The sequence below is a fragment of the Erythrobacter sp. S259 genome (genome assembly GCF_057364965.1).
The window spans coordinates 2,574,260-2,598,912 of record NZ_CP200286.1; the positions used below are offsets into that span (position 1 = coordinate 2,574,260).

A 24,653-nucleotide genomic window follows, 5' to 3' on the forward strand; every position below is an offset into this window, starting at 1 on the left:
GCAGGCCCCTCTAGGGCGCCCCAAGGTACTGCGGGCCGAGAGCGACCTTAAAGGCGGCACAAAAAAAGCCCGGCACAAGGGCCGGGCTTAAAAGTTTGGGAGAGGATGCCTGTAAGGCATGAGATCGTTTTGCCGCCAAGACCATTTTTGTGCAAGTGCGAAACCCGCATTCGCAATTGCGTAAAATGCATCAATAGTCCGGACGCCAATTAAGTTGATACAATTTGGTGCACACTAGAGAGCCTATATAAAGTGCAACTGCACATTTTTTGAGCATTTTGCGGGTTTCTTCTCATAATGTCGCAAAACCGCCCCGCCCCTAGACCCGAGACTGATTGCCTGTAGATGGTTTCTTATGTCACCACTTGCTGAACAAGGTCTAGCTCTGCTTTGCACGCGGCAAAGTGTGGAGTAGAGACAGGCAGACGGATCTCAATCAGGTAAACCATTCGCTTATGTCAAAACTATTTCCGACCGCAGCCGCAGCGCTTGAAGGTGTGATCGCCAACGACCTTTTGGTCGCAGCGGGAGGCTTTGGCCTTTGCGGTATTCCAGAACGCTTGCTTGACGCTATCAAAGACAGCGGCGTTACCGGGCTCACATTTGCCAGCAACAATGCTGGCATCGACAATGAGGGGATCGGCAAGCTGCTGCGCACGCGCCAAGTCAAGAAGATGATCTCCTCTTATGTTGGCGAAAACAAAGAGTTTGAGCGCCAATTTCTTTCAGGTGAGCTAGAGGTTGAGTTCTGTCCTCAAGGCACACTTGCTGAGAGAATGCGGGCAGGCGGTGCGGGAATTCCGGGCTTTTATACTAAGACAGGCGTGGGAACGCAGGTCGCTGAAGGGAAAGAGCATGCAGAATTTCCCGATCAAGATGGCATCATGTCGGCCTATATCCTTGAACGCGGAATCTTCGCGGACTTATCCATTGTGAAGGCTTGGAAGGCGGACGAAACCGGCAACCTCATCTTTCGCAAGACCGCGCGCAATTTCAATCAACCCGCCGCGACATGCGGCAAGGTTTGCATTGCCGAGGTGGAGGAGATCGTGCCCGCAGGCGCTCTGGAAGCAGATGAGGTGCATTTGCCCGGTGTTTTCGTCAATCGCCTGATCCTTGGAACACCTTACGACAAGAAGATCGAGTTCCGCACAGTTCGCCCGCGCGAGCATGCATAAGTGAATGATAAAACCAACAACCGTGCCGATTGGCCCGCCCGAAAGCTTGCGCAAACCGCTCTGCTGATCGGGGCCGCTGTATGGGCGCAGGGTAGCGCTGCTGCAGCGTTTCCTATTGCTGCTGGCGGCTTTATGGGAGAACGGACGGTATCGCGCGGCGAGGCTGGGCTGCAAGGCGCTGATCCGGCCCCAGAAGTTGCCGCGTCCAGCGAAGGCAAGACGGCGCAAAACACCGATATTTCCCCCGTCCAAGAAGCGTCCTCAAGCGCCGCATCCCCTTCCTCGTCCGCATCCCCAGCTTCGTCCGCTAGCGCAGACTTTGACGCCGCCTTCGCGCCGCCTTCCGCAACATCTCCGGCATACCCAGCGCGCGCATACTCAGCGCGCGCTTTGCCCCCGCAAACACCAACGTCCCGCCAATACCAAGGCCAGTAGTGACGCCGGACACCTCAGCCGCCGGAGGACCAATTTCAGGACCAATTTCAGTTTCGGCACAAGGCTTTAAGGCAACCACAAGTGACGTGGTCCGGCCCTTACCTACGTCCGTGCCGTTGCAGCGCGAGGCAATTGGGTCTTCTGGCATCAACCAGCTATTGTCCTATGCAAGCAGCAGGAATATTGGTTCTGACACTGAGCCAGAGGCTGCGATGCTGAGCGACCGTGTGGCGCTTGAACCGGTCAAAAGCCAATGCGTGGGCGTTTCGCCGACCGTTCTCATTGATCTTGATCCAAGCAGCGGTCTGTTCGATCCAGCCGCAGCCTCTCGCCCGCCCTCTGGTCTTGCGCGCGGGCTTTCCCGGCTGCGCGAAGGCGGTGTTAGCGTTGCATGGATTTCCGGCAATGGCGTCGACAAACTGCACGCGGTCAAGCGCGCGCTGACTTACAGCCGCCTTGATCTAAACGGTGAGGACCGCATCCTTCTCATCCGCACTCCCGATGACCGCAAGCAAACCTTGCGCGAGGAGCTTGCGCAGATAAGCTGCCTGATCGCTATTGCAGGCGATACGCGCTCTGATTTTGATGAGCTTTATGACTATTTGAAAAACCCGGCGGATGCAGAAACGCTAGAGCCACTGATCGGCGATGGCTGGTTTATTATCCCGCAGCCGCTGCTTTAATCTCCGATTTTAGTTATGACGAAAGAACAACCTCATGAGTGACCAACCCAAAGGCTGGACCAGAGACCAAATGGCAGCGCGCGCTGCACGCGAGCTCAAAGATGGCTATTACGTCAACCTTGGAATCGGCATCCCAACTTTGGTCGCCAACCACATTCCCGAAGGCATGCTGGTCACTCTGCAAAGCGAGAACGGGATGCTTGGGATCGGGCCTTTCCCCTACGAGGATGAGATTGATCCGGACCTCATAAACGCTGGCAAGCAAACCATCAGCGAGCTTCCTCACAGCGCCTATTTCGACAGCGCCACCAGCTTTTCGATGATCCGCGGCGGGCATATCGACCTTACCGTGCTGGGCGCGATGGAAGTGGCTGAGAATGGGGATATTGCCAACTGGATGATCCCGGGCAAAATGATCAAGGGCATGGGCGGCGCAATGGATTTGGTCGCAGGCGTCAAAAAGATCATCGTGGTGATGGACCACGCCGCAAAAGACGGCTCTGCCAAATTTATTTCTGAATGCACGCTTCCTCTAACAGGAGCAAATGTGGTCGATATGATCATCACCAACCTCGGCGTGTTTCATCGCCCCTCCAAGGAGGTGCCCTTCCGCCTTATCGAATTGGCGCCGGGTGTGACTGAGGAGGATATCGCGGCAAGCACGACCGCTGCATACGAAGTGGCGCTGGAACCGGTGTAAAGCATTATGTGGCTTGATGCCCCGCGCAATCCCAACGCCCCACTTGCCGGGCTCAAAGTGCTTGAACTTGCGCGCGTGCTCGCGGGGCCTTGGGCAGGTCAGATTTTGGCGGATCTTGGCGCGGATGTGATCAAGGTCGAAAGCCCTGAAGGCGACGGGACACGCCAATGGGGCCCCCCTTGGGTCGAGCGCGTGGGTCTAGATGGAACGGCGCGCCGCGAGGCAGCATATTATCACGCAGCGAACAGGGGTAAGCGCAGCATCATTGCCGATTTTGGCAGAAGCGGCGATCTTGACCGTGTGCGCAGCCTCGCAGCGGATGCAGATGTCCTGATCGAGAATTTCAAGACCGGCGGCCTTGCTAAGTTCGGTCTTGACTTTGCGAGCATGAACCCTGCCAACCCCGCCCTCGTTTATTGTTCAATCACCGGGTTCGGCCAGACGGGGCCGCGTGCGCATGAGGCGGGCTATGACTTCGTGATTCAGGCCATGAGCGGATTTATGTCGATAACAGGTGAGCCTTCGGGCGTGCCGGTAAAGATGGGTATCTCGATCAGCGACCTTACCACCGGCGTCTATGCTGCCAACGCTATTCAAGCAGCGCTCATCCAGAGGGGCCGGACAGGCACGGGGCAGCATATTGATGTCAGTCTGCTTGATTGTTCAGTGGCATTGTTGGCGAACCAGGCAACCTATCACCTTACAACCGGCGAAAATCCGCCGCGCATGGGCAATGCGCATGCCCAGGTCGCGCCTTATGGCGTGTTCCCTGTGAGCGATGGACACGTGGTCCTTGCCCCTGCCAATGATCGCCTCTTTGTCCGCCTGACGCAGCTGCTTGATCGCAGTGATCTTGAGCAAGATCACCGCTTTGCCTCCAATGGCGGCCGTATTGAGCACGCAGCTGCACTCGATGCTGAAATTGCCAAGACGACGGCGTATTGGACCAAAGAGACGCTGCTCAAAGCGTGCGCGCAAAAGGGTGTGCCCGCAGGGCCAATCAACCAGCTTGATGAGGTGTTTGACGACCCGCAGGTGCTTGCGCGCGGTCTTCGCATCGATCTTGGCGGGATGCCCGGCGTGCGCAGTCCCTTTACATTCTCCGATGCGGAATTGGCTTTGGACCGCCCCTCTCCGATGCACGGCGAAGACAGCTAGGATAGAAGCCGGGCGGCCGCTCTCCAAACACGCTCAAACAGGCCTTTGCCCGCCCGCTTTACCCACAAAGGCGACCAAATGAGCATACCAGCAATGGGCACAAAGCTAAGGCTAAAGGCCTGAGTGCGGGACACCCCGCCAAACAGACCCAGCCCCCAACTTGCAAAAATCGCAGCAAATATCAGCGAGGTCATCAGGTAGTTGGTAAGTGACAGTCGGCCCACGCAGGCCAAAAGATTTCCCGCAGCACTCTCTTGCCTCAAAAAGGCCAACGCCAAGGCGGCATAAGCAATCCCAAGCAATGTATCGAACGGTGCCGATGCGACCAATCCAGCCGCGCCTACAACAGGACCTGCAAACCCGTTTTCTGACACCCACCAGGCAAGGGCAAACAGAGGCGGGATCGCGATTAGAGCCGCAATCGCCGCGCAGCGCTGAAGAAGGAACACACGCCATTCGCCGGAGAGCATCCGGGCCTTCCACAGCCCCATGCCAAGCGCCATTGCTGCAAGAGTAATGGGCAGGCTGCTGCCGATGACGGACAATTGCGAGAAAAAGCCGGTCAAACGCCGTGGTATGCGCTGGGCCATCCCTTCCCGGCCTTGGTCGAGCATATATTGGACGGCAGCGGGGTTCGCGCCAAAATTGCGTTCTGCGAACAAATATGCATCGCTTGCAGTGCGCAGCTTATATTGGTCGGCAACCCCGCCTCCAAGAATGATCATTCCGCTCGCCAGATGGACCACGACTAGCCCGACGCAAATCGCAAAAAGCGCCCTTGCACTCAGCCCGCTCATCAAGGGCAAGATGCAGCCCGCAAGCGCGTAGGCGCGCAAAATATCATTGCTCGCAAAGACAGTCGCATGCACCAAACCAATCACAAAAAGCACCGCCATACGCGCATAGTGTGCACGCAACGGCCGCTTTGCGCCGCGCTCCAACAGGATCAGGCAGCCAGCACCAAAAAGCATCGCAAACAGAGTGCGAAATTTGTCTTCGATAAAGACAAAGCTGATAACCCAAATCAGCCGATCAAGGTCGGATGCTTGACCAAGGCCCGGGCCCCAGACATTGGGATTGTAATACCCTTGTGCAGGAAGCGCGAAAGCATAGACATTCATCCACGCGATGCCGATCACGGCGAGCCCGCGCAGAGCGTCGAGTTCAGTGATACGTTTCGATGATTGAGCCGATGAAGAGCCCGATGTACCGGCTGAGGGTTGCTTTGGCGCACCCACAAATAGCGCCCTTATCGGTCAGCCCAATGCCGCTTTCAGATCACCCGCCAAGTCGGTGCGCTCCCAAGGGAAGCTATCCGCATCGGCCGTGCGGCCAAAGTGACCGTAGGCCGCGCTGATCCGGTAGATCGGCTTGTTCAGGCCCAGATGCGTGCGGATCGCCCGCGGTGTCAGACCGCCGAGTTTTCCGATCGAATGAATAGCCTCCTCAAGGCTCGCATCTGTGACGCCGGTGGCTGCGGTGCCATGCGTGTCAACGTAAAGCGACAGCGGCTCAGACACACCGATTGCATAGGCGATCTGAATGGTGCAGCGGGTCGCAAGCCCTGCGGCAACCACGTTCTTGGCAAGGTAGCGCGTGATGTAAGCAGCGCTGCGGTCAACCTTGGTCGGGTCTTTACCGCTAAACGCGCCGCCGCCGTGCGGGGCCGCCCCGCCATACGTGTCGACGATGATCTTGCGGCCTGTGAGCCCCGCATCACCGTCAGGACCGCCGATGACAAAGCTGCCGGTCGGGTTGATGTGCCACTGGGTCTCGTCCGAGATGAAACCGTCTGGCAAAATCTCGGCCACAACGCCTTTAACATAAGCGTGCAATTCTGCCTCTTGCGCGCCCTCGTCATACCCTTCTGCATGCTGGGTACTCACCACAAGGGCGGTACAAGCGACAGGCTTGCCGTTTTCATAGCGCAGCGTGACCTGGCTTTTTGCGTCAGGCTCAAGGAACGGCGCGGCGCCCGAATGGCGGTCCTTTGCGAGGCGTTCCAAAATCTTGTGACTGTAATCAAGCGTCGCTGGCATCAGGTCCGGCGTCTCGTCGCACGCAAAACCGAACATGATGCCCTGATCGCCTGCGCCTTCGTCCTTGTTCGAACCCTCTGCACCTGCATCAACACCCTGCGCGATATGAGCAGATTGGCCGTGGAGGTGGTTTTCGAAGGTCAGTGTCTTCCAGTGAAAGCCGTCTTGCTCATAACCAATGTCGCGCACGGTCGAGCGTACAGCCTGTTCAATCTCTTCTTTTGCGCCCGGCGCCCAGCCGCCATTGACGGCCCATTCTTCATTGCCCTCGTCATACATCGGGGCGCAGCGAATCTCGCCTGAGAGGATCACGCGCTGGGTCGTGGTCATGGTCTCACACGCGACACGCGCCTCGGGGTCTTTTGCCAGCATCAGATCGACAATTGCGTCCGAGATCTGGTCAGAAACCTTGTCGGGGTGGCCTTCGGAAACGCTTTCAGAAGTGAAAAGATAGTGCTGGCGCATGATTGTGTGGGGCCTCCAAAGCCTGTGATCCGGTTGCGCCGAGGTGGCGCTTGAATTAGAGATATAAGGATATCTTTATGTGCTACCTGTGAGGCTCTAGCTGCGTCGCTCTCGCAGCGCAAGAAGTCTTGGCAACCCAAGGCCTAAAACTGCCAGCAATGCAGCCCACATCAAGGGAAGAGCGTTGCCAAGCTTTGAAAAGAGCGTTGGGGGTTTGGCTTCGGGGATCTTACCCTCAATCGCTGCCGCCTCGCCGCTCGCGATGTGCTGAACGACATTTCCGTTGGCATCGATCACCGCGCTAATTCCGGTGGTGGTAGAGCGAAGAACGGGGATACCCTCCTCAATTGCACGCATCCGCGCCTGAGCAAGGTGTTGCGGCGGGCCCCATGAACCAAACCAGCCGTCATTCGAGGGGTTGAAAAGATAATCGGGGCGGTTTGCTTGGTCCACGACTTGGCCTGAAAAGACAATCTCGTAGCAGATTTGAACGCCAGCTTTTCCGTGCTCGCCAAGGTCTAGCGTTTCGGGACCGGGGCCGGGGATATAGGGGATACTACCAGACGTCAGACGCGAGAGGCCTACCGCGCCAAGGACGCTTTCAAGCGGCAAATACTCGCCATAAGGCACTAGGTGTTCCTTGGCATAATGGTGGGTGATCTCGCCCTCTCCGTTCATACCAATGACCGAATTGCGAGCGGAAAGCGCACGCGGGATGCCGTCAGTGCCGGGTCCAATATTGAGGTTCACCACTCCAGTGAGAAGAGTGGATTCCGGCCCAATCACCACGCCGATGCGGCGGCGCGCAAAGTCAGGATCAGCGCCTGCCGTCATGCGGGTGTAGTAGCGCTGCGGATAGCCGTCTTCGAGATAGTCCGGGACCGCGCTTTCGGGCCAAAGGACGAGGCGCGATTGATCGGAGTTCTTTTGTGTGAGGCGCGCGATGCGCTGGAACTGCTCCTCAAATTTGGAGCCGTCGTTGATCTCCTCTTGCAGGATGAGAGGCTGGACGAGGGTGTAGTTGATGTCGGTCTTCCTGTCAGCGCTCGCACCCCAAAACATAGGGATTGCAACGATAAACACGCCGATCAAGTTCAAAGCCACCCGATGAAGTTCGTTGTGTCTTGCTGTCTTCACCATCGCGAAAAGATAGCTCGCCAACAAAATCGTAACACCTGAAAGAGCATAGGTTCCAAGCCATGGCAAAAGCCTTGCCCAGCCCTGGGCTTCCCACCCCCCGAGCAGCATCAGCCCCAAAGGTGGCCATGGATAGCCTGTGAATACCCAACTCCGCAGCCATTCAGTGACAATCCAAGCCGCCGCTAACACCGCTCCAAACGCCAGCGCACCACCGCGCCGCGCCAACAAATGCGTCACAAGCGCTGCAAGCGCAGGATACACCGCCAAGTAAATGCACAAGAGCGGCACCGCGGCCCAGCCCAGCATCTCAGGCATATCACTTTGATAGGTAAAGGCGGTCGCGATCCAGTTGTTGGCTAGCGTCAAATGCGCCCAGCCAAAGGTCCAGCCGATCCACAACGCGCCCCGCCATCCGGTCGCCCCGCGCAAATGAGCCACCCAAAGCGCCAACGCCGGGAGCGCGATCCACCAGGCATGAATAGGAGGAAAGCCAAGTGCTGTGACAAGCCCCAAAAGCCCCGAGGTGAGCCCCGGCCACTTTTGCGAAAATTCACGCACGCGGGTTATCGTGCGAGTGGCCGCCCCCTCTTGGCCACCATGCGTATCATTCTCCGCCTGCTGAGACATCACCTCGTGATCCTACAGGAAAATCGGAGGATTATCCGACCGCTTCGAGATCATCATCGCCGGATGAAGCACTGATTGCAGGAGGCAGAACCGAGGAATCAAATTCAGCGGCATCGCCTGCATCATCAGTCTTCTTGCGGCGGGTGCGCCGTTTCGGCGCTTCATCGCCAGTATCAGCTTTCGCATCGTCCTTGGGCTTGCGCGCCCGGCGCTTGGGCTTAGGCTTAGCGTTTTCTTCATCCTGCCCAGCCGGCTCGCCCTCGACGCCTGCATCGCCCTGATCGGCCGAGGCGTCTTCTTGCACATCGCCTTCTTGCGCATCGCGGCGTGAACGGCCCCGGCGATTGTTCCGGCGGCGGGTGTCCCCTTCGTCCTCATCGCCCTCTTCACCTGAACCGCCGCGCTCTTCATTGCGTTTCGCACGCGCTTCGTCCTGGCGCGCTTTGTTGTCGGCAATCACACGGAAATAATGATCGGCAAATTGGAGGTAATACTCTGCCTGAACCCTATCGCCATTGTGCTGCGCGTCCTGGGCAAGCTTTTTATACTTGTCGAGCAGCTGAGGCGCATTGCCCCGCGCGCGGCTGTCGATCCGGTTTTGGTTATTGCCGCCGCCTTGATTGTTGCGATTACCGCGTCCGCGGCGACGATTGTTATTACGATTGTTATTCAAGGAAAATCTTCCTGTTACCGACCTTGGCGTCTTTCAGAAGCCAGGCACCTTTGGCCCATAGACCTTTTGTCTTTGTGCCGCATATGCAGCACGCTTCTAGCCCGGGTTGCCTGACCTTTGGGTTCGCCCCCAGTAAGGCCGTTCAACATGGAATTAGGAGCTTGGTTCAGCGTTTCGCGTATCTTCGCAAAGCGGTGTTCCGACTCAATAGCTAACGAGCCTTGATGCTTTTGCCAAGCCCTTATGACTTTTTCGTCAACGAAGGATTAGCGCGCGCGCTCGTCCTGCAAGGTCATTGCGCAAGGATACCTCGAAGCCTTGGGTTTGCGCGATGGTGGTTACCGCATCAGCTTGAGTGTGACCAATCTCGAGAATAGCGATTGCGCCATCGGTCATTATTGCGCGCAGTTGCGGGATCAATATGCGGTAATCGTCGAGGCCCTCTGGCCCTGCAAAAAGCGCCGAGGCCGGTTCATATTCGCGCACATCTGGCTCAAGCACGGCGGCCTCTTCGACATAGGGCGGGTTGCAAACGATGAGGTCAAACTGTCCCAGACCATCGGCCCAGCCCGGTTTTGTCCAATCGCTTAGGGCAAAGTGCGCGCGGTGCTCATCCAATCCGAGCGCGCGTGCGTTTTCTTCAGCCACCTTAAGCGCCTCACGCGAACAATCCACCGCGAGCCCGGTTGCCGCGTCCAACTCCAGCAAGGCGGTAATCAAAAGCGCGCCCGTGCCAGTTCCAAGGTCGAGGACGCGCTTTGCTTGAGAAGCAAGATCAAGGCCCGCCTCGATTAGCGTCTCGCTATCGCCGCGCGGGATAAGAACATCAGGCGTGACCTTAAACCCGCGCCCATAGAATTCTTGCGTTCCGGTAATGTGCGAAACTGGCTCGCGTGCTGCCCGGCGATCAACAAGCGCTTCGCAACTCGATGGTTGAGGGTTAGCCATATGCCGCAAAAGCATCTCCGAGCGACTCACCCCAAGCGCATGCGCCATCAGCAATTCGGCATCGAGGCGCGCGGTATCACTCGTGGCTTCAAGCTTTGCGGTGGCGGCGCGAATGGCCTCTGAAACAATCATACGTTCTCCGTTCGTGCTGAGCTTGTCGAAGCACGTGCGCGCCCTTCGACAAGCTCAGGGCAAACGGGGTTGGGATGCGAATTACTCCGCAAGCGCCGCCAGCCGCTTGGCTTCGTCTTCTGCAATCAGCGCGCTCACCAATTCATCAAGCCCCGTGCCCGCCAGCACCTCTTCGAGTTTGTGCAAAGTCAGCCCAATCCGGTGATCGGTCACGCGGCCTTGCGGGAAATTATAGGTGCGGATGCGCTCGGAGCGGTCGCCAGAACCCACCATCGCTTTGCGCGCTTCGGCCTCTGCACCTTGCGCCGCATCGCGCTGCGCTTCGAAAAGCCGTGCGCGCAGGACCTGCATCGCCTTTTCCTTGTTCTTGTGCTGGCTGCGCCCGTCTTGGCAGGTCACCACGAGGCCGGTTGGCTCGTGGGTGATGCGGATGGCCGAATCGGTGGTGTTGACATGCTGACCGCCCGCACCCGAAGCGCGATAGGTGTCGATTTTGAGGTCGCCCGGATCAATCTGCACATCGACTTCATCGGGTTCGGGAAGCACTGCGACAGTCGCCGCTGAGGTGTGAATGCGCCCTCCGCTTTCGGTGACGGGCACGCGCTGCACCCGGTGGACGCCGCTTTCAAACTTGAGCTTGGCGAACACGCCTTGTCCCGTGACGTTGGCGACGATCTCTTTGAAGCCGCCGACTTCCGAGGCGTTCATGGAGACAGGCTCGACCCTCCATCCCTGCTCGCCTGCGAATTTCTCATACATGCGGAAAAGGTCGCCCGCGAACAGCGCCGCCTCATCACCGCCCGTGCCAGCGCGGATTTCGAGCATAGCGGGTTTGGAGTCCGCCCGGTCGCGCGGGAGAAGCGCAATGGCCAGCGCGCGCTCTTTGTCAGGTAAAGCCTCATTGATTGCGGCCAATTCCTCCTGTGCCATGTCCTTCATTTCAGGGTCGGCGAGCATCTCTTCGAGCCCTGCGATTTCCTCGCGCATCGCGGTGACTTCGGCGGCGACCTTGGCCACAGGGTCAAGCTCTGCGTAATCGCGGCTGGCTTGAACAAAAGCGTCGCCTTCGAGTGTGCCGGAGGCCATGCGCGCTTCAAGTTCAGCAAAGCGGTGGGCGATCTGGTCAAGGCGTTCTTGGGGGATGTTCATTGGCTGAGAAACGGATGGCTCACCGTCCCATTTGCGAGAAAACCACCGTCCTCTTTTATCTGCTCAGCCACCCTTTCAAAGTTTTCCTTTTCGATGGCTTCAAGCAAGTTAAGGTCAACATCTTCAAACGAAGAATCAAACTGCTCACCCGTACGGAGATTTTTGATCGCAACACGCCTATCCCGAATCTCTTCGTCTCCGAGGATTAGGGCAAAGAACGCGCCAGAATCATTAGCTCGATTCATTCGCTTCTTAACATTACCACGAAACCCGACATCGACGGATACCCCACTCAACCGCAAATATGAGGCGAGGCCCATAGCTCGTTCATTTGCGGCATCGCCCATTGGAATTATGGCCGCATCCAGAACTGGCGGCATAGCCGCCTCCCCCACCAACATAGCCAACCGCTCAATACCTGCTGCCCAACCTACCGCCGGTGTCGCCGCACCGCCAAGGCTCTCCATCAAGCCATCATAGCGCCCACCGCCAAGCACGGTCGATTGCGAGCCCAAAGCGCCGGCCGCCGCAGAGCCCTCATCCGGAATGAACTCAAAGGCCGTGTGACGGTAATAGTCGAGGCCCCGAACAAGGCTTTCGGCTCGCTCCCATTTAACGCCTGCCGCATCAAGGCCGCTGGTCACGCTCTCAAAAAACGCGAGCGCCTCATCGGACAAAAACTGATCAATCTTGGGCGCATCGGCCACAAAGGCCCGGTCACGCGGGTCCTTACTGTCGAGAATGCGCAGTGGGTTTTTGTGGAGGCGCTCCCGCGAATCCTCAGACAATTCACCCGAAACCGCCCCAAAATACTCGATCAACCCCGCGCGCCAGGCATCGCGGCTCGCCGCATCACCAAGTGTGTTGAGATGCAAGGTCACGCCCTCTATCCCAAGCTCCTTCAAAAGCTGATCGGCCATCGCAAGCAGCTCGACATCGGCCTGCGGTTCGCCCGCGCCCAATATCTCGGCATCAATCTGGTGGAATTGGCGATAACGGCCTTTTTGTGGGCGCTCATACCGAAACAAAGGCCCATGCGTTGCAAGCTTTAAGGGCGCGTGTTGCTGCCAGCCATTGGTGAGGTAGGCGCGGGCAATTCCGGCAGTAAACTCAGGACGCAGCGTGAGCGAATCCCCGCCGCGATCCTCAAACGAATACATCTCTTTCGACACCACATCGGTGGTCTCGCCAATCGCGCGGCTGAACACTTCGGTCTTCTCAAACACCGGCATTTCCGCCCGCCTGAAGCGATAGAGTTTCCTCACACGCTCAAAGGTCTCGACCACAAAGGCGAAGGCCTCCGCGTCGGGTCCGAAAATATCCTGGGTGCCGCGAATGGCTTTTGGTGTGTTCTTGCTCATAATGTTCCTGGCTCGTTGAGGCGCGATTACGACTAAGGAAGGGGTTTCGCAATCCTAAGAAGGCCGCTAGAGGGCGCGCTGTTAAGCCTTTTGGGAGAGGGGCCGATATAAACCGCGCAACAAACTATCATCAGGAAGCCTCATATGCGTATCGACATGATCCCCACAGGGGACAATCCTCCCGAGAGCCTTAATGTCGTCATCGAAGTGCCCACCGGCGGTGAACCGGTCAAATACGAGTTCGATAAAAGCAGCGGTGCGCTTTTCGTCGATCGCATCTTGCATACCCCGATGCGCTATCCTGCAAACTACGGCTTTGTGCCGCACACGCTGTCACCCGACGGCGACCCATTAGACGCGTTGGTGATTGCACGCTCGCCCTTTATTCCTGGCTGTGTCGTGAAATCGCGGCCGATCGGGGTGCTTAATCTTGAAGACGAACACGGGGGCGATGAGAAGCTCATTTGCGTGCCCATCAACTCGACATTCCCATATTATTCAGATGTGGGTGAGACCAAAGATCTGCCCTCGATCATCCTGCAACAGATCGAGCACTTCTTCACCCACTATAAGGATCTGGAAGCTGAAAAGTGGGTTCGGATCGGCAAGTGGGGCGATGCCGCTGAGGCGCGCGAGGTCGTTACCGAGGCCATTGAACGCGCAAAAGCGTAACGCTCGCCCTCGCGAATTCGCGGTTGCCGTTTAGATGACCGCGAAGATGGCTTTGCAAATTCCTGTGAGGATAAGCGGCAGGCCGATCGCTAATGCCCAGAGCATCACTGCGTCGCGGCGAAATGCGCTGGCCAAAGCAGGATCAAAAGCGTCCTCATCCGGCATTCCTGTCCAGCGTCGCTCGAACCAGCGGCAGGCCGGAATGATCGCAGCGACCAAAATGACGAGCGCTACATAAGGCAGGATTGACGACACGCCGTTACTAAGCGCTTTGACGGTCATAAAAATCTGAAGGCCTGTGTAGACCAAAAGGGCGTAAGCGACATGATCGCTCATCCGTTTGCGCCAGTCGCGCGTATTCGTATCAGCGTCCTGTGCGACCTGGTGGCTGTTCATCAGCTCTTTCATAGTTGCGTTCCCCAACGGCATCTTCTCTCAAGCGAGAGTATCTCAAAGAGTACGCAATGTTGCAAGCACAGTAACCACATTGAAATATTCGGTAAATGCCTGCTCGAGCTTGCCGAAAAAAGCCTGCAAAAACGGGGGCTTCTCACAGCCGGCTTGATCACTAATTTGGGTTTAAGCAAAAATCCTGCCAAAATGCATCAACTGACCCTTTCTTGTGAAAGAGACAGTGCTACATGAGAATCATATGAGCGAGACTTCGATGATCGACGAGACAGCAAATGCTGCTGGCGAGAGCAGCGCAGATGCCACAGCGCCCATGCCTGAAGGCGGGCTTGAGGTCATTTCGATTGCCAAGAGCTATGACAAGCGCGCGGTTCTAACCGATATCTCTCTTACCGTAGCGAAGGGCGAAGTCTTGGGTCTGCTTGGCCCCAATGGCGCTGGTAAAACCACCTGCTTTTATTCGATCATGGGTCTGGTGAAGCCTGATTCTGGCCGTATCTTGATGGACGGCGAAGACGTCACCAACCTGCCCATGTACCGGCGCGCGATCCTTGGACTTGGCTATCTGCCCCAGGAAACCAGCATTTTTCGCGGGATGACGGTGGAGCAGAATATCAACTGCGTTCTGGAGATGGTGGAGCCCGATGCCGCGACGCGGGCGCAGGAATTGGAGCGTTTGCTCGAAGAATTTGGCCTCACCCGCCTTCGTACAAGCCCAGCCATGGCGCTATCGGGCGGTGAGCGGCGGCGGTGCGAGATTGCACGCGCGCTGGCAGCAAAGCCTTCGATCATGCTGCTGGATGAGCCTTTCGCTGGGATCGACCCCCTTTCGATCAGCGACATTCGCGACCTTGTGAAAGATTTGAAAGGACGCGGGATCGGCGTGCTTATCACCGATCACAATGTGCGCGAGACTTTGGATATCGTGGACCGGGCCTGCATCATATATGGCGGCCAAGTGCTGTTTGCGGGCACCCCGCAGGCGCTGGTAGCAGACGAGAATGTGAAGCGGCTTTATCTCGGGGAAAGCTTTACGCTTTAGACCGCCCGAAGATGGCATTAGGCCCCCGCCTCGACTTACGCCAATCGCAGCAGCTGGTGATGACGCCCCAGCTCCAGCAGGCGATCAAGCTGCTGGCAGCCTCAAACCTTGAAATTGAAACCTTCATCGGTGATGCGCTGGAAAGCAATCCGCTGCTCGAAAGCGGCGCGGTTTCAGCGGATGATGCCGCACCGTCCAGCGAACCTGATGACATCCCGCGCGAGGAGTTCACTGCCGACCAATTGATGGCGCAGGGCCAAGGCGAGAGCGAGGCACCGCTCGATATTGATGCCGGCGCGCTGGACCGGGACCGTGACACCGGCGAGGCGAGTATTGGGGGCGCGGGGCCATCTGGTGGCCATGCTGATGCCGAATGGGGCGCGGCGGGCGGAGCAGGCGGCGGACTTGACGATATGCCGGGGATCGAGGCGACCAAAGCCGCAGAGCTCACCCTCGCCGAGCATCTTGATGTCCAGATCGGCGGGCTCGCCTGCAACCCCAAAGAGGAGTTTGCCGCGCGCCATATTGCTGGGCTTCTTGATGACACCGGATATTTGACCATGCCTTTGCGCGATGTCGCCTATGACCTTGGGGTCGATATGGACTGCGCGGAAGATGCACTGGAAGTGGTTCAAATGTGCGATCCCACCGGCGTTGGTGCGCGCGACCTTGGCGAGTGTCTTACCCTTCAAGCCAAGGAAGCGGATCGCTACGACCCTGCAATGGCCACCCTGCTCGCCAATCTTGAACTGCTGGGCAAAGGCGAGGTTGCACGGCTCAAGCGCCTTGCCCGCGTCGATGATGAAGATTTTGCCGATATGCTGAGCGAAATCCGGCAGTATGACCCAAAACCCGGCCTCGCCTTTGCTTCATCTGCGGGCGAAGCGGTGGTTCCTGATGTGATGCTGGGTTCAAAAGATGACGGGGGCTGGGAGATCCAGCTTAACGAAGACACGCTCCCGCGCCTGATTGTGAATCGCGATTATTATGTGGAACTTGGCGGTGAGAGCAACAGCGCGGACTCTGAAACGCAAGGGTGGCTCAAGGAAAAGCTGGCCGATGCGCACTGGCTGATCCGCGCGCTCGACCAAAGGCAAAAGACGATCCTTAAAACCGCAGCTGAGATCGTGAAGCAGCAGGACGGGTTCTTCCGGCGAGGGGTGTCTGAGCTGCGCCCGCTGACTTTACGCGAAGTCGCCGAGCAAATCGACATGCACGAAAGCACGGTCAGCCGGGTGACGAGTAATAAGTACCTTCACTGCGACCGGGGCACATTTGAGCTCAAATACTTCTTCACCAGCGGAGTTTCATCCTCCGACGGTGAGGGCGCATCCTCTGAAGCGATCAAGGCACGCATCAAAGCGCTGACCGATGCCGAGGACCCCAAGAAGGTGCTCTCTGACCAAAAACTCGCAGACCTGCTGAACGAAGAAGGCTTCGGCCTGGCGCGCCGGACGGTTGCGAAGTACCGCGAGGCGATTGGGGTGGGGTCGAGTGCTGAGAGGCGGAGGGCGAAGAAGCTGGCGGGGCTTTGAGGGGTTCGTGCGCGGAAGCGGCCATTCCGCTCTCGACCCAGTTGCGGACTATCCAGTCCGGGGGCGTAGACATCATTTTCGGATTACCTTCTGCCTATTCGAACTGTCTTGATCAGTGGTCAGGTCGGGGATCCAGGGTCAGTTTCCAGCGGGTTCCGGTCTCATTACTGGTTGCTTCGGTGGTCGCCTCAACCTGAGACGCTAGGTCGTCGACCAAAGACATGCCGAGCGATCCAGAGTTGCTCATCGCTTCTTCTTTATCAAACCCCGCCCCGTCATCCTCGACAATTAGCACTACCTTGCCATTGTCACTGCTCAAAATGACATTGATCGTACCCCCCTGCTCATCAAAGGCGTACTTGAAGGCATTCGTAACCAGTTCGGCAACAATCAATCCCAGCGGGGTTACACGATCAACATCAACTGGAGGTGCGCTAAACTCGCCAGTGAGCAGAACTTCCTCGCGGCCAAGGCTCTCTTCCAGAAGCTTGAGTAAATCCTTCAGAAAGGCATTTAAATCGGTTTGGCGGTCCTCACCCAGCGAGTGATGATAGATGTGGTCATGAACTAGGGCCATCGTTCGAGCACGATTGGCCGCATCCTGTGTCGCAACTTTGCCCCTTCCGGCATCGCGACTGCGGCGTGCATCCAGGCTCAGAAGGCTAGAGAGAACCTGCAGGTTATTTTGAGTCCGATGATGAATCTCAGAGAGAAACACGCCTTTCGTGTGAGCCAGTTTGCGCTGCGTACGATAAAACCAGAACAGCAGTAAGGAAAGCAGCAGGGCAACGACAGCGGCCAGAGCGCTCAGGATCATTCGGCTTCGAGACTTATCCAATTGAAGACTCGAAACGAGCGCCTCTTGACGCATGAGCTCCATATCCCGGTCACGATCGCGCAATTTGATCAAAACATCCGCGTTGGCAAGGCTTTCCAACTTGTCTGACTCAAACCGTTGTTCGCTCAATTTCAAAGCCATTTCGGAATATTGCCAAGCCTCGTCTGCCTTTCCGAGCCGGGCCAGCATTTGCGCCATGCCTCTGGCATAGTCCATCCGCCAAAAAGTGCTTGTTTCCAGTGTTAGCAGATAGGGGGCGCCGCGATTGTCGGGGTCGACGAGCTGCTGTGCGCGCTTAAGGGTGTTCTCCGCTTTATCGAAATCATCCATCTCCAGATACCGCGCAGCAAGCCAACTCAGCGTTGCTCCCGCCTCGATATCAAGCCCACTCGCCAAGAAGTCCCGAGCCGACTTTTCGGCCATACTCAAAGCCTTCTTGGGATGACCCAGGGTGTACAAAGCCTCGGCGTGGCGCCGGTCGAGAAAGGCCAGACTGCGTTGCTGACCAGATTTGGCGTAGACCTCTTTGCCGAGTTCCAGAAAATAAATCGCCTCTTCAGTCCTACCCTCTTTGACATGCGCTTCGCCAATATTGGCAAGCAAAGTGCCTTTGATCGACATGTCTGTCGGGTCATACTTCTCCAGAATTTCGAGACCGGTTTCATAATACTCGATTGCGCGGTCACCATCACCCAAGTTGTAGTAGACGATGCCAATCCGGCTGTAGGAAGGGGGCCTCAAGGCATGCTGGCCATACTCTTCGTTAAAAGCCAGAGCTTTCTCATAATATTCAAGTGCTTGTCCATAATCGAGCGCGTCCACCGCATTGTCACCCAACTTGTCGAGCAGCCTAGCTTCCATCGTTATGAACTGTTGTGTACGCGCCTGATCGAGCGACCTCCTGAGATAAGCGACACGGTCATCTTCGCGGAATTTGACGATTTGAGAGGCGGCCAAGTTGAGGCAAGCCTGAACAGGACTGTTCGTTCTCTTCGCTTCCGCAATCTCAGCGACAATGCTCTCTTCAGATGCATCTTCGAGTAGCGGCATCAGCAAACCAATGTTCTCACATGGCAGTGAAGCTGCCGCAGGCCAACCAGCCGTCATGTATCCGTTGAACGATTGATGATTTAACTCCAAAGCCCGCTGTTCATCTCCTTGTCGATATGCATGCACTCCGAGAAGAGAGAGAATGCCCGACTGAGGACCTTGCAGTTTTTCCGCCTTTGCGAGGGAAAGGCCCTGCTCAAGCAATTCCTTCATGTAATCATCATCGCTGTCATGCATGGCAACATAGGCTTGCGCTCGGCGAATATTTGCGATGGCAATAGTGTCGTTTTGCGCCTCAGCCTGTCTAGCTAGACTACGCACCTCATCCTGGACGCCATCGACATTGTCTTTGGCTTCCTGCCAAATGGACGCTGTACCCAGTCGCAGCAGAGCCTTGCTGGAGACCTTCCCTTTAAGCTTCTCGCGAGCGCCTTTGTCGATGAAGGTGTACCCAAATCGCGCGTAACGCTTGGCAAACCGCAATTGCTCCGCCCTTTCCAGTGCGGGTATCTGTCTGATGCAAGCAGTAATTAAGGCTTGATCGCGCCGCGCTTTACTGGACAAAGGTTCTAGCAGGCGGCTGCAAGCATTCTCCGCGTTTCCCATATCCGGTTGCGCGAGACCGCGCGGAGCCAACAATGCGGTACCAGCCAAGAGCAAAGTCAAGATGAGTATGCGGGTCCAGATTTCTCAGCAAGCTCCTTCAACATGCCTCCAATTACAGTAAAGAGTTTGGATTGAAAGCCGGTTTCGTCAATCAGCTTTGCCAATCCCATCTCATTGCCTGCGGATGGAATAGGCCAAGTGCGGGGTGGGATCGAGTGCTTAGAGGCGAAGGGCGAAGAAGATGGCGGGGCTTTGAGGGGTTCGTGCGCGGCCATCGGCTTCCCAGCCTGTCCGGCATGCAAAACAATACCAAATCACAAATTCGTTCCTCAAATATCCTAGCGGGGTGCGGGGTCGGCAATGAGACCCCGCAAGCAATATTCGCAATAGTTTTTACTTGCCAATGTGTTAGATCTGTTCCCAACATCAGGGGAGACGAGTCTTGCAGAAGCCGATTTTCACCACCGCAGCAGCGGCTATCGCTCTAACGGCCGTCACCGCCTCGCCAGCACAGGCGAGGTTTTTGCAAACTGATCCAATAGGATATGAAGACCAATATAATCTATATGCCTATGTCGGTAACGATCCAATCAATGGTATCGACCCGACTGGCTTAAAATGCGTGACGGCTGAAAGCGGTGAGGGTTACTCATGCTCTCCTTATGATATAGGGGACTTATCAGATGATGGGGTGGCTGAAATCAATTCCGCATATAAAACAGCAGTCAACGAGTTGATGAGCAATCCCGATAGAGAAGTTCCTGTAACCATGACATTGGTCGGCGAAGAGGTGACTTCTACATTTAGCGCTGGAGACGTAGGCCAGCGGCTGATTGATGCGGAAGTTGTCGCAAGACCACCAAGTACGGATCAACCACGCAAAAGGCGAGCCTTTGCTAATGCAGTCGGAGGTCCGGGTCGTCGAAGGTCTGATGGCTCTCAAACCATTACCGTCTTCAGAAAGCTCTTCCAGAAAAGCGACTCTGGAAGGCAAGAAACCTTCGCTCATGAAGGAATGCACCTGACAGAAGCAGAGGCCGCTTTCGTTGAACCTTTTGGTCGAAACGATGTGCGCAACAGAATGTTCAGAGGGCAAGCGTGGGGAAATCGGCATCAGGGACATTATGGTCGAGAAGCGCGAAGGCTTCTGGGTAGGTAGGCCTTCAACATGAGAGCTTGGGCAATTTTACTCGCTGCTATTCCATCAGTGATAGGCTGCCAAGCCAATGAACCCAATAGTCAAGACGCGACTGTGCTCGGTGGTCAAGTCGCATATGTATCAGAAATCGCGCAAGAAGTAGCTTTGTTTGAACTGGATGTAGAATCCTATTCTTATGGTGTCTTGAGTGATGATCCTGAAACTCGTTACGAAGCTACCGATATTGGAGGAGAGCAAATCCAATGCGGAGATGAGAATTTCTTTTGCACAAAAGGCTTCGTGGATATCGTTGTGCCGAAGGGAGAGATCGAACCGCAAGGCAAGCTGCGTGGCGAATATGCACATGCTGGGGTCACATGCCAGTTTATAGGGAGTCGATCCGGTGAGTTCAGATATCTGATTGAGTGCTCGGGCGAGGACCAAAAGACGAGTTTCCTGTATGGAAAGCGAGGGGTGGAACGGTTCCAGATTTTCTGTGAAGTCTGCGATTCCTCACTTTACTTTCTCGATACGCCGACTGGCCTGTTTCCTCCATCGTCCTAAGAACCAAGGTAGGAGATTTCTCAAGGCTTTCGGGTGCGCAGCAATTTTCATCACTAGTATATTTTCGATCTCAGCGTTTGCTCAATCCCCTGCTGATACCATCCGCGCCGTCTTAGCTGCACCTGATAGCGAATTGAACTACGAGCGGACGAAACTGACCTTTGACCGCCTCATCGCCCCAGAAATGGACGAGGCAGCCGTTACAGCTGAGATTAACCAACTCGCCAGTGCCGCGACACGCATAGCGGCTAACGGCAGTGGACGCGGACAAACTCAAAGCAATAGGACAGGTCATTCATGAAGCCGGTGCATGGAATGCGAACAAGCCGTTCGTTTACGACCATAACGACCCCTATGGCCAAGACCTGCGCAATAAGCTCCTCTCCACCTATCTCAACTCACGGCGCGGCAACTGCGTCTCAATGCCGATCCTTCAGCTTATCGTTGCTGAAAGGCTAGGGTTGAACGTCTCGCTATCGACCGCACCGCTTCATGTGTTCATGCGCTACACAAACCCGACCAACGGGCGCAGCATTGCCATTGAGTCCACGAACGGAGGCCATCCCGCCCGCGAAGCTGAGTATTTCGAGCAGATGGGCCTCACACAGGCGCAGGTTGATAGCGGAATCTATCTCGGAGTGCTGACCAAGCGGGAGAGCATTGCTGTGATAGCCAGCACGGTCACCGAATGGCTTATGAGCCAAGGCCGCTATGATGAGGCTATCGCAGTCGCAGACATGCTTCTCGAATATTATCCCACTGATGTTCACGCCATACTGACACGCGGCTCTGCGCATGGTGAGCTGCTCCGCACCGAGTTTATCGAGCGATTTCCGAACCCGCGGACGATCCCGCCCGCTTTGCGGCCGCGCTTTCAGATGCTCGCAAGTCAGAACGCCGCAGCTTTCAAGCAAGCGGAGGCGTGGGGCTGGACACCAGTAGCGCAATAATGGTGATCAGCTTGCAATAGGCCAAGACCTTTTCCTACAGCACCGCTAAAAGGCTTTGGCGCACTCATGATCGTAACCCTTTCTTCGTCAATCCTAACGCGCCTCACCACCCCATTTCGCCGGAGAAGGTTTTCGCCCCTTGGACAGTGTCTCAAACGGCCCGAGCACCCGCCGCCCCAACACTACGTATAACCCCTGCGACTCGCCGGAATTGCTGGGTTTACGCATAATTAACCTTTTCCGTTCAGAACTTGTGTGGTTAATAGAGGGCAACATCTCTTAGCGAGACGTTACCAAACACCTTTCCGTCCAGCCGATGGGGCAACTAGGGGACCTGAAATGCGAGTGTTGTTGATTGAAGACGAGCCAACAACGGCAAAAGCCATCGAGCTTATGCTCACAACAGAAGGCTTTAATGTCTACTCAACCGATTTGGGCGAAGAGGGCCTCGATCTGGGTAAGCTGTATGATTATGACATCATCCTGCTCGATCTGAACCTGCCTGACATGCACGGCTATGACGTGCTTAAGAAGCTGCGCGTTGCCAAGGTGCAAACGCCGGTTCTCATCCTCTCAGGCATTGCCGAGATGGACAGCAAAATCCGCTCCTTCGGTTTCGGCGCGGACGATTATGTGACCAAGCCTTTCCACCGCGAAGAGCTGGTGGCGCGTATTCACGCTGTTGTGCGCCGCTCGAAAGGCCACAGCCAATCGATCATCCGCACCGGCAAGCTTGCGGTTAACCTCGATGCGAAAACCGTCGAAGTTGATAGCGCCCGTGTGCACCTCACTGGTAAAGAATATGCGATGCTCGAGCTTCTCTCGCTTCGCAAGGGTACGACCCTTACCAAAGAGATGTTCCTCAACCACCTATATGGCGGAATGGACGAGCCAGAATTGAAGATCATCGACGTCTTCATCTGCAAGCTGCGCAAGAAGCTCAGCCACGCATGCGGCGGTGAGAACTACATCGAAACAGTTTGGGGCCGCGGCTATGTGCTTCGTGACCCACAAGAGGATGCTGAAGCTGCGTAAGCTTCGCCGCCTTCAAAGTTCAGCGAGAAACGCCCGGCAGCCTCCCAGCTTCCGGGCGTTTTGATTTCTTACACCGCTATTGGTGATCTAGGACCTTGGCGTAGTCGCTTCCTGAGGGTTCTTGGAACAGGCTCAAGTGGAACTCGGGCACGATTGCGATCAGGTGATCGAAGATATCGGACTGGATACCCTCATAGGTGTTCCAGTCGGTGGTGTCGGTGAAGCAATAGATCTCAATCGGCAGCCCCTGCGCGCCGGGTGGTAGCTGGCGGACCAGAAGCGTGAAGTTCTCGCTGATCCGGGGGTGCCATTTGACATAGGCGGCGATGTAGGCGCGCAGCGTCCCGATATTCGTCATCCGGCGCGCGTTCACAGGCGCATCGTCCTGGCCAAGCTCGCTTTTATTCCATTCTTCCAGCTCCTCGCGGCGCTGCGCCAAATAGGGCTTGAGGATCTTGAATTTCTTGAGGTCCAGCACCTCATCATCGGAAAGGAACCGCACAGAATTCTGGTCGATTTGCAGCGACCGCTTGATCCGCCGCCCCCCGCTCTCACTCATCCCGCGCCAATTGCGGAAACTGTCTGAGACCAGCCGGTGTGTGGGAATGGTGGTGATGGTCTTGTCAAAGTTTTGCACCTTCACGGTGTGAAGCGAGATGTCGATCACATCGCCGTCCGCGTTCATGCCCGGCATTTCGATCCAATCACCGACGCGCAGCATATCATTGGTGGTCAGCTGAACCGAGGCGACGAGGCTCAGGATAGTGTCCTTGAAGACCAACAATAAAACTGCGGTGATCGCGCCCAAGCCGCTCAAGAGCAGCAGCGGGGATTCGTTGATCAAAATCGAGATCAGAACGATCGCCGCCCCGCATAGGACGATGATCTTGACCACCTGAAGGTAGCCTTTGATTGGCTTGTTCCTGGATTGCGGCCGCCGTTCGTATACCTCGTTGGCGTAAGTGAGAGCCTTGACGATACCCATCGCGATGGAAAGGACGATTATGGCCTGTGTGATATTGGCGATGAGCGTAATGACCCATTCCGGAAGGCCCGGTACAAGGCCTATCCCGTTCGACACCACAAGCAGCGGGGCGACGGTTGCGAACCAAGTGGCTGAGGCGTCAATCGTTTTGGTCTTCTGATCGAAATAAGGGCTCGCCACCCGCAGGATCACGTCTTTCAAAATGAAGTTGACCGCAAGCGAGGCGATAAGAAGCCCTGTCACACCGATGATGCTTTGCACCCACACGGGCTGGCTAGCGAAAAGGGCACTGAGCTGTTCCATAAGCCTTGCGATATAGGAAGAGCCCCGCGTGCCTCAAGCGCCCCCTTCGATAAGGACTGGACAACTGTGTCTCTTGCCCGTTAGCGAGCGCCCCCATGAGCGCATATAAAGACGGTGATCCGACCACGCTAAGCAGACTGTATGGCCGCAGCATTGGCAAACCTCTAAGTGCCAAGCAACAAGGGCTGTTTGACGATCTGCTCCCGCAAATCGCTGTACCCGATGAAGGACCTGTTACGGCTGAACGTCTGTTTGGCGAGGATTGCCCGATGCATTTCGAGATCGGCTTTGGCGGAGGCGAACACCTTGCGTACCGCGCTGATCTGCTGCCCAACCACGGGTTTATCGGGGCCGAACCATTTATCAACGGGGTGGCCCAAGCGCTGACCCATGTAGAGGAAGGCAAGCTTTCCAATGTGCGGCTTCATGCAGGCGATGCTTTGGAAGTGCTGGGCCGTGTGCCTGATAGCTCGCTTTTGATGGTGTACCTGCTTCACCCCGACCCATGGCCCAAGAACAAGCACGCCAAGCGCCGGATGATGAACGATGGCCCGGTGAAAATGATCGCGGACAAGCTCAAACCGGGCGGCGAATTCCGGTTCGGGACTGATCACCCGGTCTATGTGCGCCATGCGATGATGGTGATGCAGCGCTTCACCGACGAGTTTGAATGGATCTCTGAGAACCCAAAGAGCTGGCAAAACCGCCCCTCAGGCTGGTGCGAGACACGCTACGAAACCAAGGCGCGCAACGTGTTTGAGCACGAGGTGTGGTATTTTAGGTATCGGCGCAAAGGCTAGCAGGGCGCTCGCTTACACTGTGGCAAACGAGCGCAC

At 56.4% G+C, this 24,653-nt stretch carries 23 protein-coding genes; 13 read left to right on the top strand and 10 right to left on the bottom strand.

Features of this window, described 5'->3' with window-relative positions; translation table 11 throughout:
* Nucleotides 1-455 precede the first annotated feature (455 nt).
* The 5 genes from AC0V60_RS12120 to AC0V60_RS12140 are packed head-to-tail and all read left to right on the top strand — an operon-like array spanning nt 456 to nt 4,154.
* Entirely contained in the window at nt 456-1,178 is a 723-nt protein-coding gene (locus tag AC0V60_RS12120; protein ID WP_486178712.1) for a CoA transferase subunit A, read from the top strand.
* Entirely contained in the window at nt 1,179-1,613 is a 435-nt protein-coding gene (locus AC0V60_RS12125; protein ID WP_486178713.1) for a hypothetical protein, read from the top strand.
* A complete protein-coding gene (locus tag AC0V60_RS12130; protein ID WP_486178714.1) occupies nt 1,613-2,296 on the top strand; it encodes a hypothetical protein in 684 nt (227 codons plus the stop codon). The genes AC0V60_RS12125 and AC0V60_RS12130 overlap by 1 nt, the downstream gene beginning before the upstream one ends.
* A 34-nt stretch (nt 2,297-2,330) precedes the next feature.
* Nucleotides 2,331-2,996, top strand: a complete 666-nt coding sequence (locus tag AC0V60_RS12135) for a CoA transferase subunit B (RefSeq protein WP_486178715.1) — start codon at nt 2,331-2,333, stop codon at nt 2,994-2,996.
* Nucleotides 2,997-3,002: 6 nt separating this feature from the next.
* Complete coding sequence (locus AC0V60_RS12140; RefSeq protein WP_486178716.1) at nt 3,003-4,154, top strand: CaiB/BaiF CoA transferase family protein; 1,152 nt, start codon at nt 3,003-3,005, stop codon at nt 4,152-4,154.
* Here the strand turns inward: AC0V60_RS12140 and AC0V60_RS12145 are convergent.
* From AC0V60_RS12145 to hisS, 7 genes are all read right to left on the bottom strand, one after another.
* Nucleotides 4,151-5,392: a DUF418 domain-containing protein gene (locus AC0V60_RS12145; protein ID WP_486178717.1), complete on the bottom strand. Its 1,242-nt coding sequence runs from the start codon at nt 5,390-5,392 to the stop codon at nt 4,151-4,153. The two genes, AC0V60_RS12140 and AC0V60_RS12145, sit on opposite strands and share 4 nt — an antisense overlap.
* Nucleotides 5,393-5,410: 18 nt before the next feature.
* On the bottom strand, nt 5,411-6,658 hold the full coding sequence (gene metK / locus AC0V60_RS12150) for a methionine adenosyltransferase (RefSeq protein WP_486178718.1): 1,248 nt from the start codon (nt 6,656-6,658) through the stop codon (nt 5,411-5,413).
* A 96-nt stretch (nt 6,659-6,754) separates the two neighbouring features.
* Nucleotides 6,755-8,425, bottom strand: a complete 1,671-nt coding sequence (lnt, locus tag AC0V60_RS12155) for an apolipoprotein N-acyltransferase (RefSeq protein WP_486178719.1) — start codon at nt 8,423-8,425, stop codon at nt 6,755-6,757.
* Nucleotides 8,426-8,456: 31 nt separating this feature from the next.
* Nucleotides 8,457-9,098: a DUF4167 domain-containing protein gene (locus AC0V60_RS12160; RefSeq protein ID WP_486178720.1), complete on the bottom strand. Its 642-nt coding sequence runs from the start codon at nt 9,096-9,098 to the stop codon at nt 8,457-8,459.
* Nucleotides 9,099-9,353: 255 nt separating this feature from the next.
* On the bottom strand, nt 9,354-10,178 hold the full coding sequence (gene prmC, locus AC0V60_RS12165) for a peptide chain release factor N(5)-glutamine methyltransferase (protein ID WP_486178721.1): 825 nt from the start codon (nt 10,176-10,178) through the stop codon (nt 9,354-9,356).
* Nucleotides 10,179-10,259: 81 nt separating this feature from the next.
* Nucleotides 10,260-11,327, bottom strand: a complete 1,068-nt coding sequence (gene prfA, locus AC0V60_RS12170; protein WP_486178722.1) for a peptide chain release factor 1 — start codon at nt 11,325-11,327, stop codon at nt 10,260-10,262.
* Nucleotides 11,324-12,688: a histidine--tRNA ligase gene (hisS, locus tag AC0V60_RS12175; RefSeq protein WP_486178723.1), complete on the bottom strand. Its 1,365-nt coding sequence runs from the start codon at nt 12,686-12,688 to the stop codon at nt 11,324-11,326. The genes prfA and hisS overlap by 4 nt, the downstream gene beginning before the upstream one ends.
* 144 nt (nt 12,689-12,832) lie before the next feature.
* Between hisS and ppa the strand changes: the two genes are divergently transcribed.
* Nucleotides 12,833-13,360 (top strand): inorganic diphosphatase, encoded by a 528-nt coding sequence (gene ppa / locus AC0V60_RS12180; RefSeq protein ID WP_486178724.1) that lies wholly within the window; start codon nt 12,833-12,835, stop codon nt 13,358-13,360.
* 30 nt (nt 13,361-13,390) lie between these two features.
* Here the strand turns inward: ppa and AC0V60_RS12185 are convergent, their stop codons facing one another.
* On the bottom strand, nt 13,391-13,768 hold the full coding sequence (locus AC0V60_RS12185) for a hypothetical protein (protein ID WP_486178725.1): 378 nt from the start codon (nt 13,766-13,768) through the stop codon (nt 13,391-13,393).
* 259 nt (nt 13,769-14,027) lie between these two features.
* Between AC0V60_RS12185 and lptB the strand changes: the two genes are divergently transcribed.
* Complete coding sequence (gene lptB, locus AC0V60_RS12190; protein WP_486179492.1) at nt 14,028-14,813, top strand: LPS export ABC transporter ATP-binding protein; 786 nt, start codon at nt 14,028-14,030, stop codon at nt 14,811-14,813.
* Between the two features lie 11 nt (nt 14,814-14,824).
* Nucleotides 14,825-16,348, top strand: coding sequence for an RNA polymerase factor sigma-54 (gene rpoN, locus AC0V60_RS12195; protein WP_486178726.1), 1,524 nt, complete (start codon nt 14,825-14,827; stop codon nt 16,346-16,348).
* A 112-nt stretch (nt 16,349-16,460) separates the two neighbouring features.
* Here rpoN and AC0V60_RS12200 read toward each other — a convergent pair whose 3' ends face one another.
* Nucleotides 16,461-18,890, bottom strand: a complete 2,430-nt coding sequence (locus AC0V60_RS12200) for a tetratricopeptide repeat protein (protein ID WP_486178727.1) — start codon at nt 18,888-18,890, stop codon at nt 16,461-16,463.
* A 394-nt stretch (nt 18,891-19,284) separates the two neighbouring features.
* On the opposite strand from AC0V60_RS12200, the gene AC0V60_RS12205 reads away from it, so the two are divergent.
* The 4 genes from AC0V60_RS12205 (at nt 19,285) to ctrA (ending at nt 22,529) form a co-directional block, all read left to right on the top strand.
* Complete coding sequence (locus AC0V60_RS12205) at nt 19,285-20,001, top strand: RHS repeat-associated core domain-containing protein (RefSeq protein WP_486178728.1); 717 nt, start codon at nt 19,285-19,287, stop codon at nt 19,999-20,001.
* A gap of 9 nt (nt 20,002-20,010) precedes the next feature.
* Nucleotides 20,011-20,544 (top strand): hypothetical protein, encoded by a 534-nt coding sequence (locus AC0V60_RS12210; RefSeq protein WP_486178729.1) that lies wholly within the window; start codon nt 20,011-20,013, stop codon nt 20,542-20,544.
* A gap of 257 nt (nt 20,545-20,801) precedes the next feature.
* Nucleotides 20,802-21,494: a transglutaminase family protein gene (locus tag AC0V60_RS12215; RefSeq protein ID WP_486178730.1), complete on the top strand. Its 693-nt coding sequence runs from the start codon at nt 20,802-20,804 to the stop codon at nt 21,492-21,494.
* A 339-nt stretch (nt 21,495-21,833) separates the two neighbouring features.
* Complete coding sequence (ctrA, locus tag AC0V60_RS12220; protein WP_247270830.1) at nt 21,834-22,529, top strand: response regulator transcription factor CtrA; 696 nt, start codon at nt 21,834-21,836, stop codon at nt 22,527-22,529.
* A 76-nt stretch (nt 22,530-22,605) separates the two neighbouring features.
* Here the strand turns inward: ctrA and AC0V60_RS12225 are convergent, their stop codons facing one another.
* Nucleotides 22,606-23,817, bottom strand: a complete 1,212-nt coding sequence (locus AC0V60_RS12225) for a mechanosensitive ion channel family protein (RefSeq protein WP_486178731.1) — start codon at nt 23,815-23,817, stop codon at nt 22,606-22,608.
* A 95-nt stretch (nt 23,818-23,912) separates the two neighbouring features.
* Between AC0V60_RS12225 and trmB the strand changes: the two genes are divergently transcribed.
* Entirely contained in the window at nt 23,913-24,617 is a 705-nt protein-coding gene (trmB, locus tag AC0V60_RS12230) for a tRNA (guanine(46)-N(7))-methyltransferase TrmB (RefSeq protein ID WP_486178732.1), read from the top strand.
* Nucleotides 24,618-24,653 lie beyond the last annotated feature (36 nt).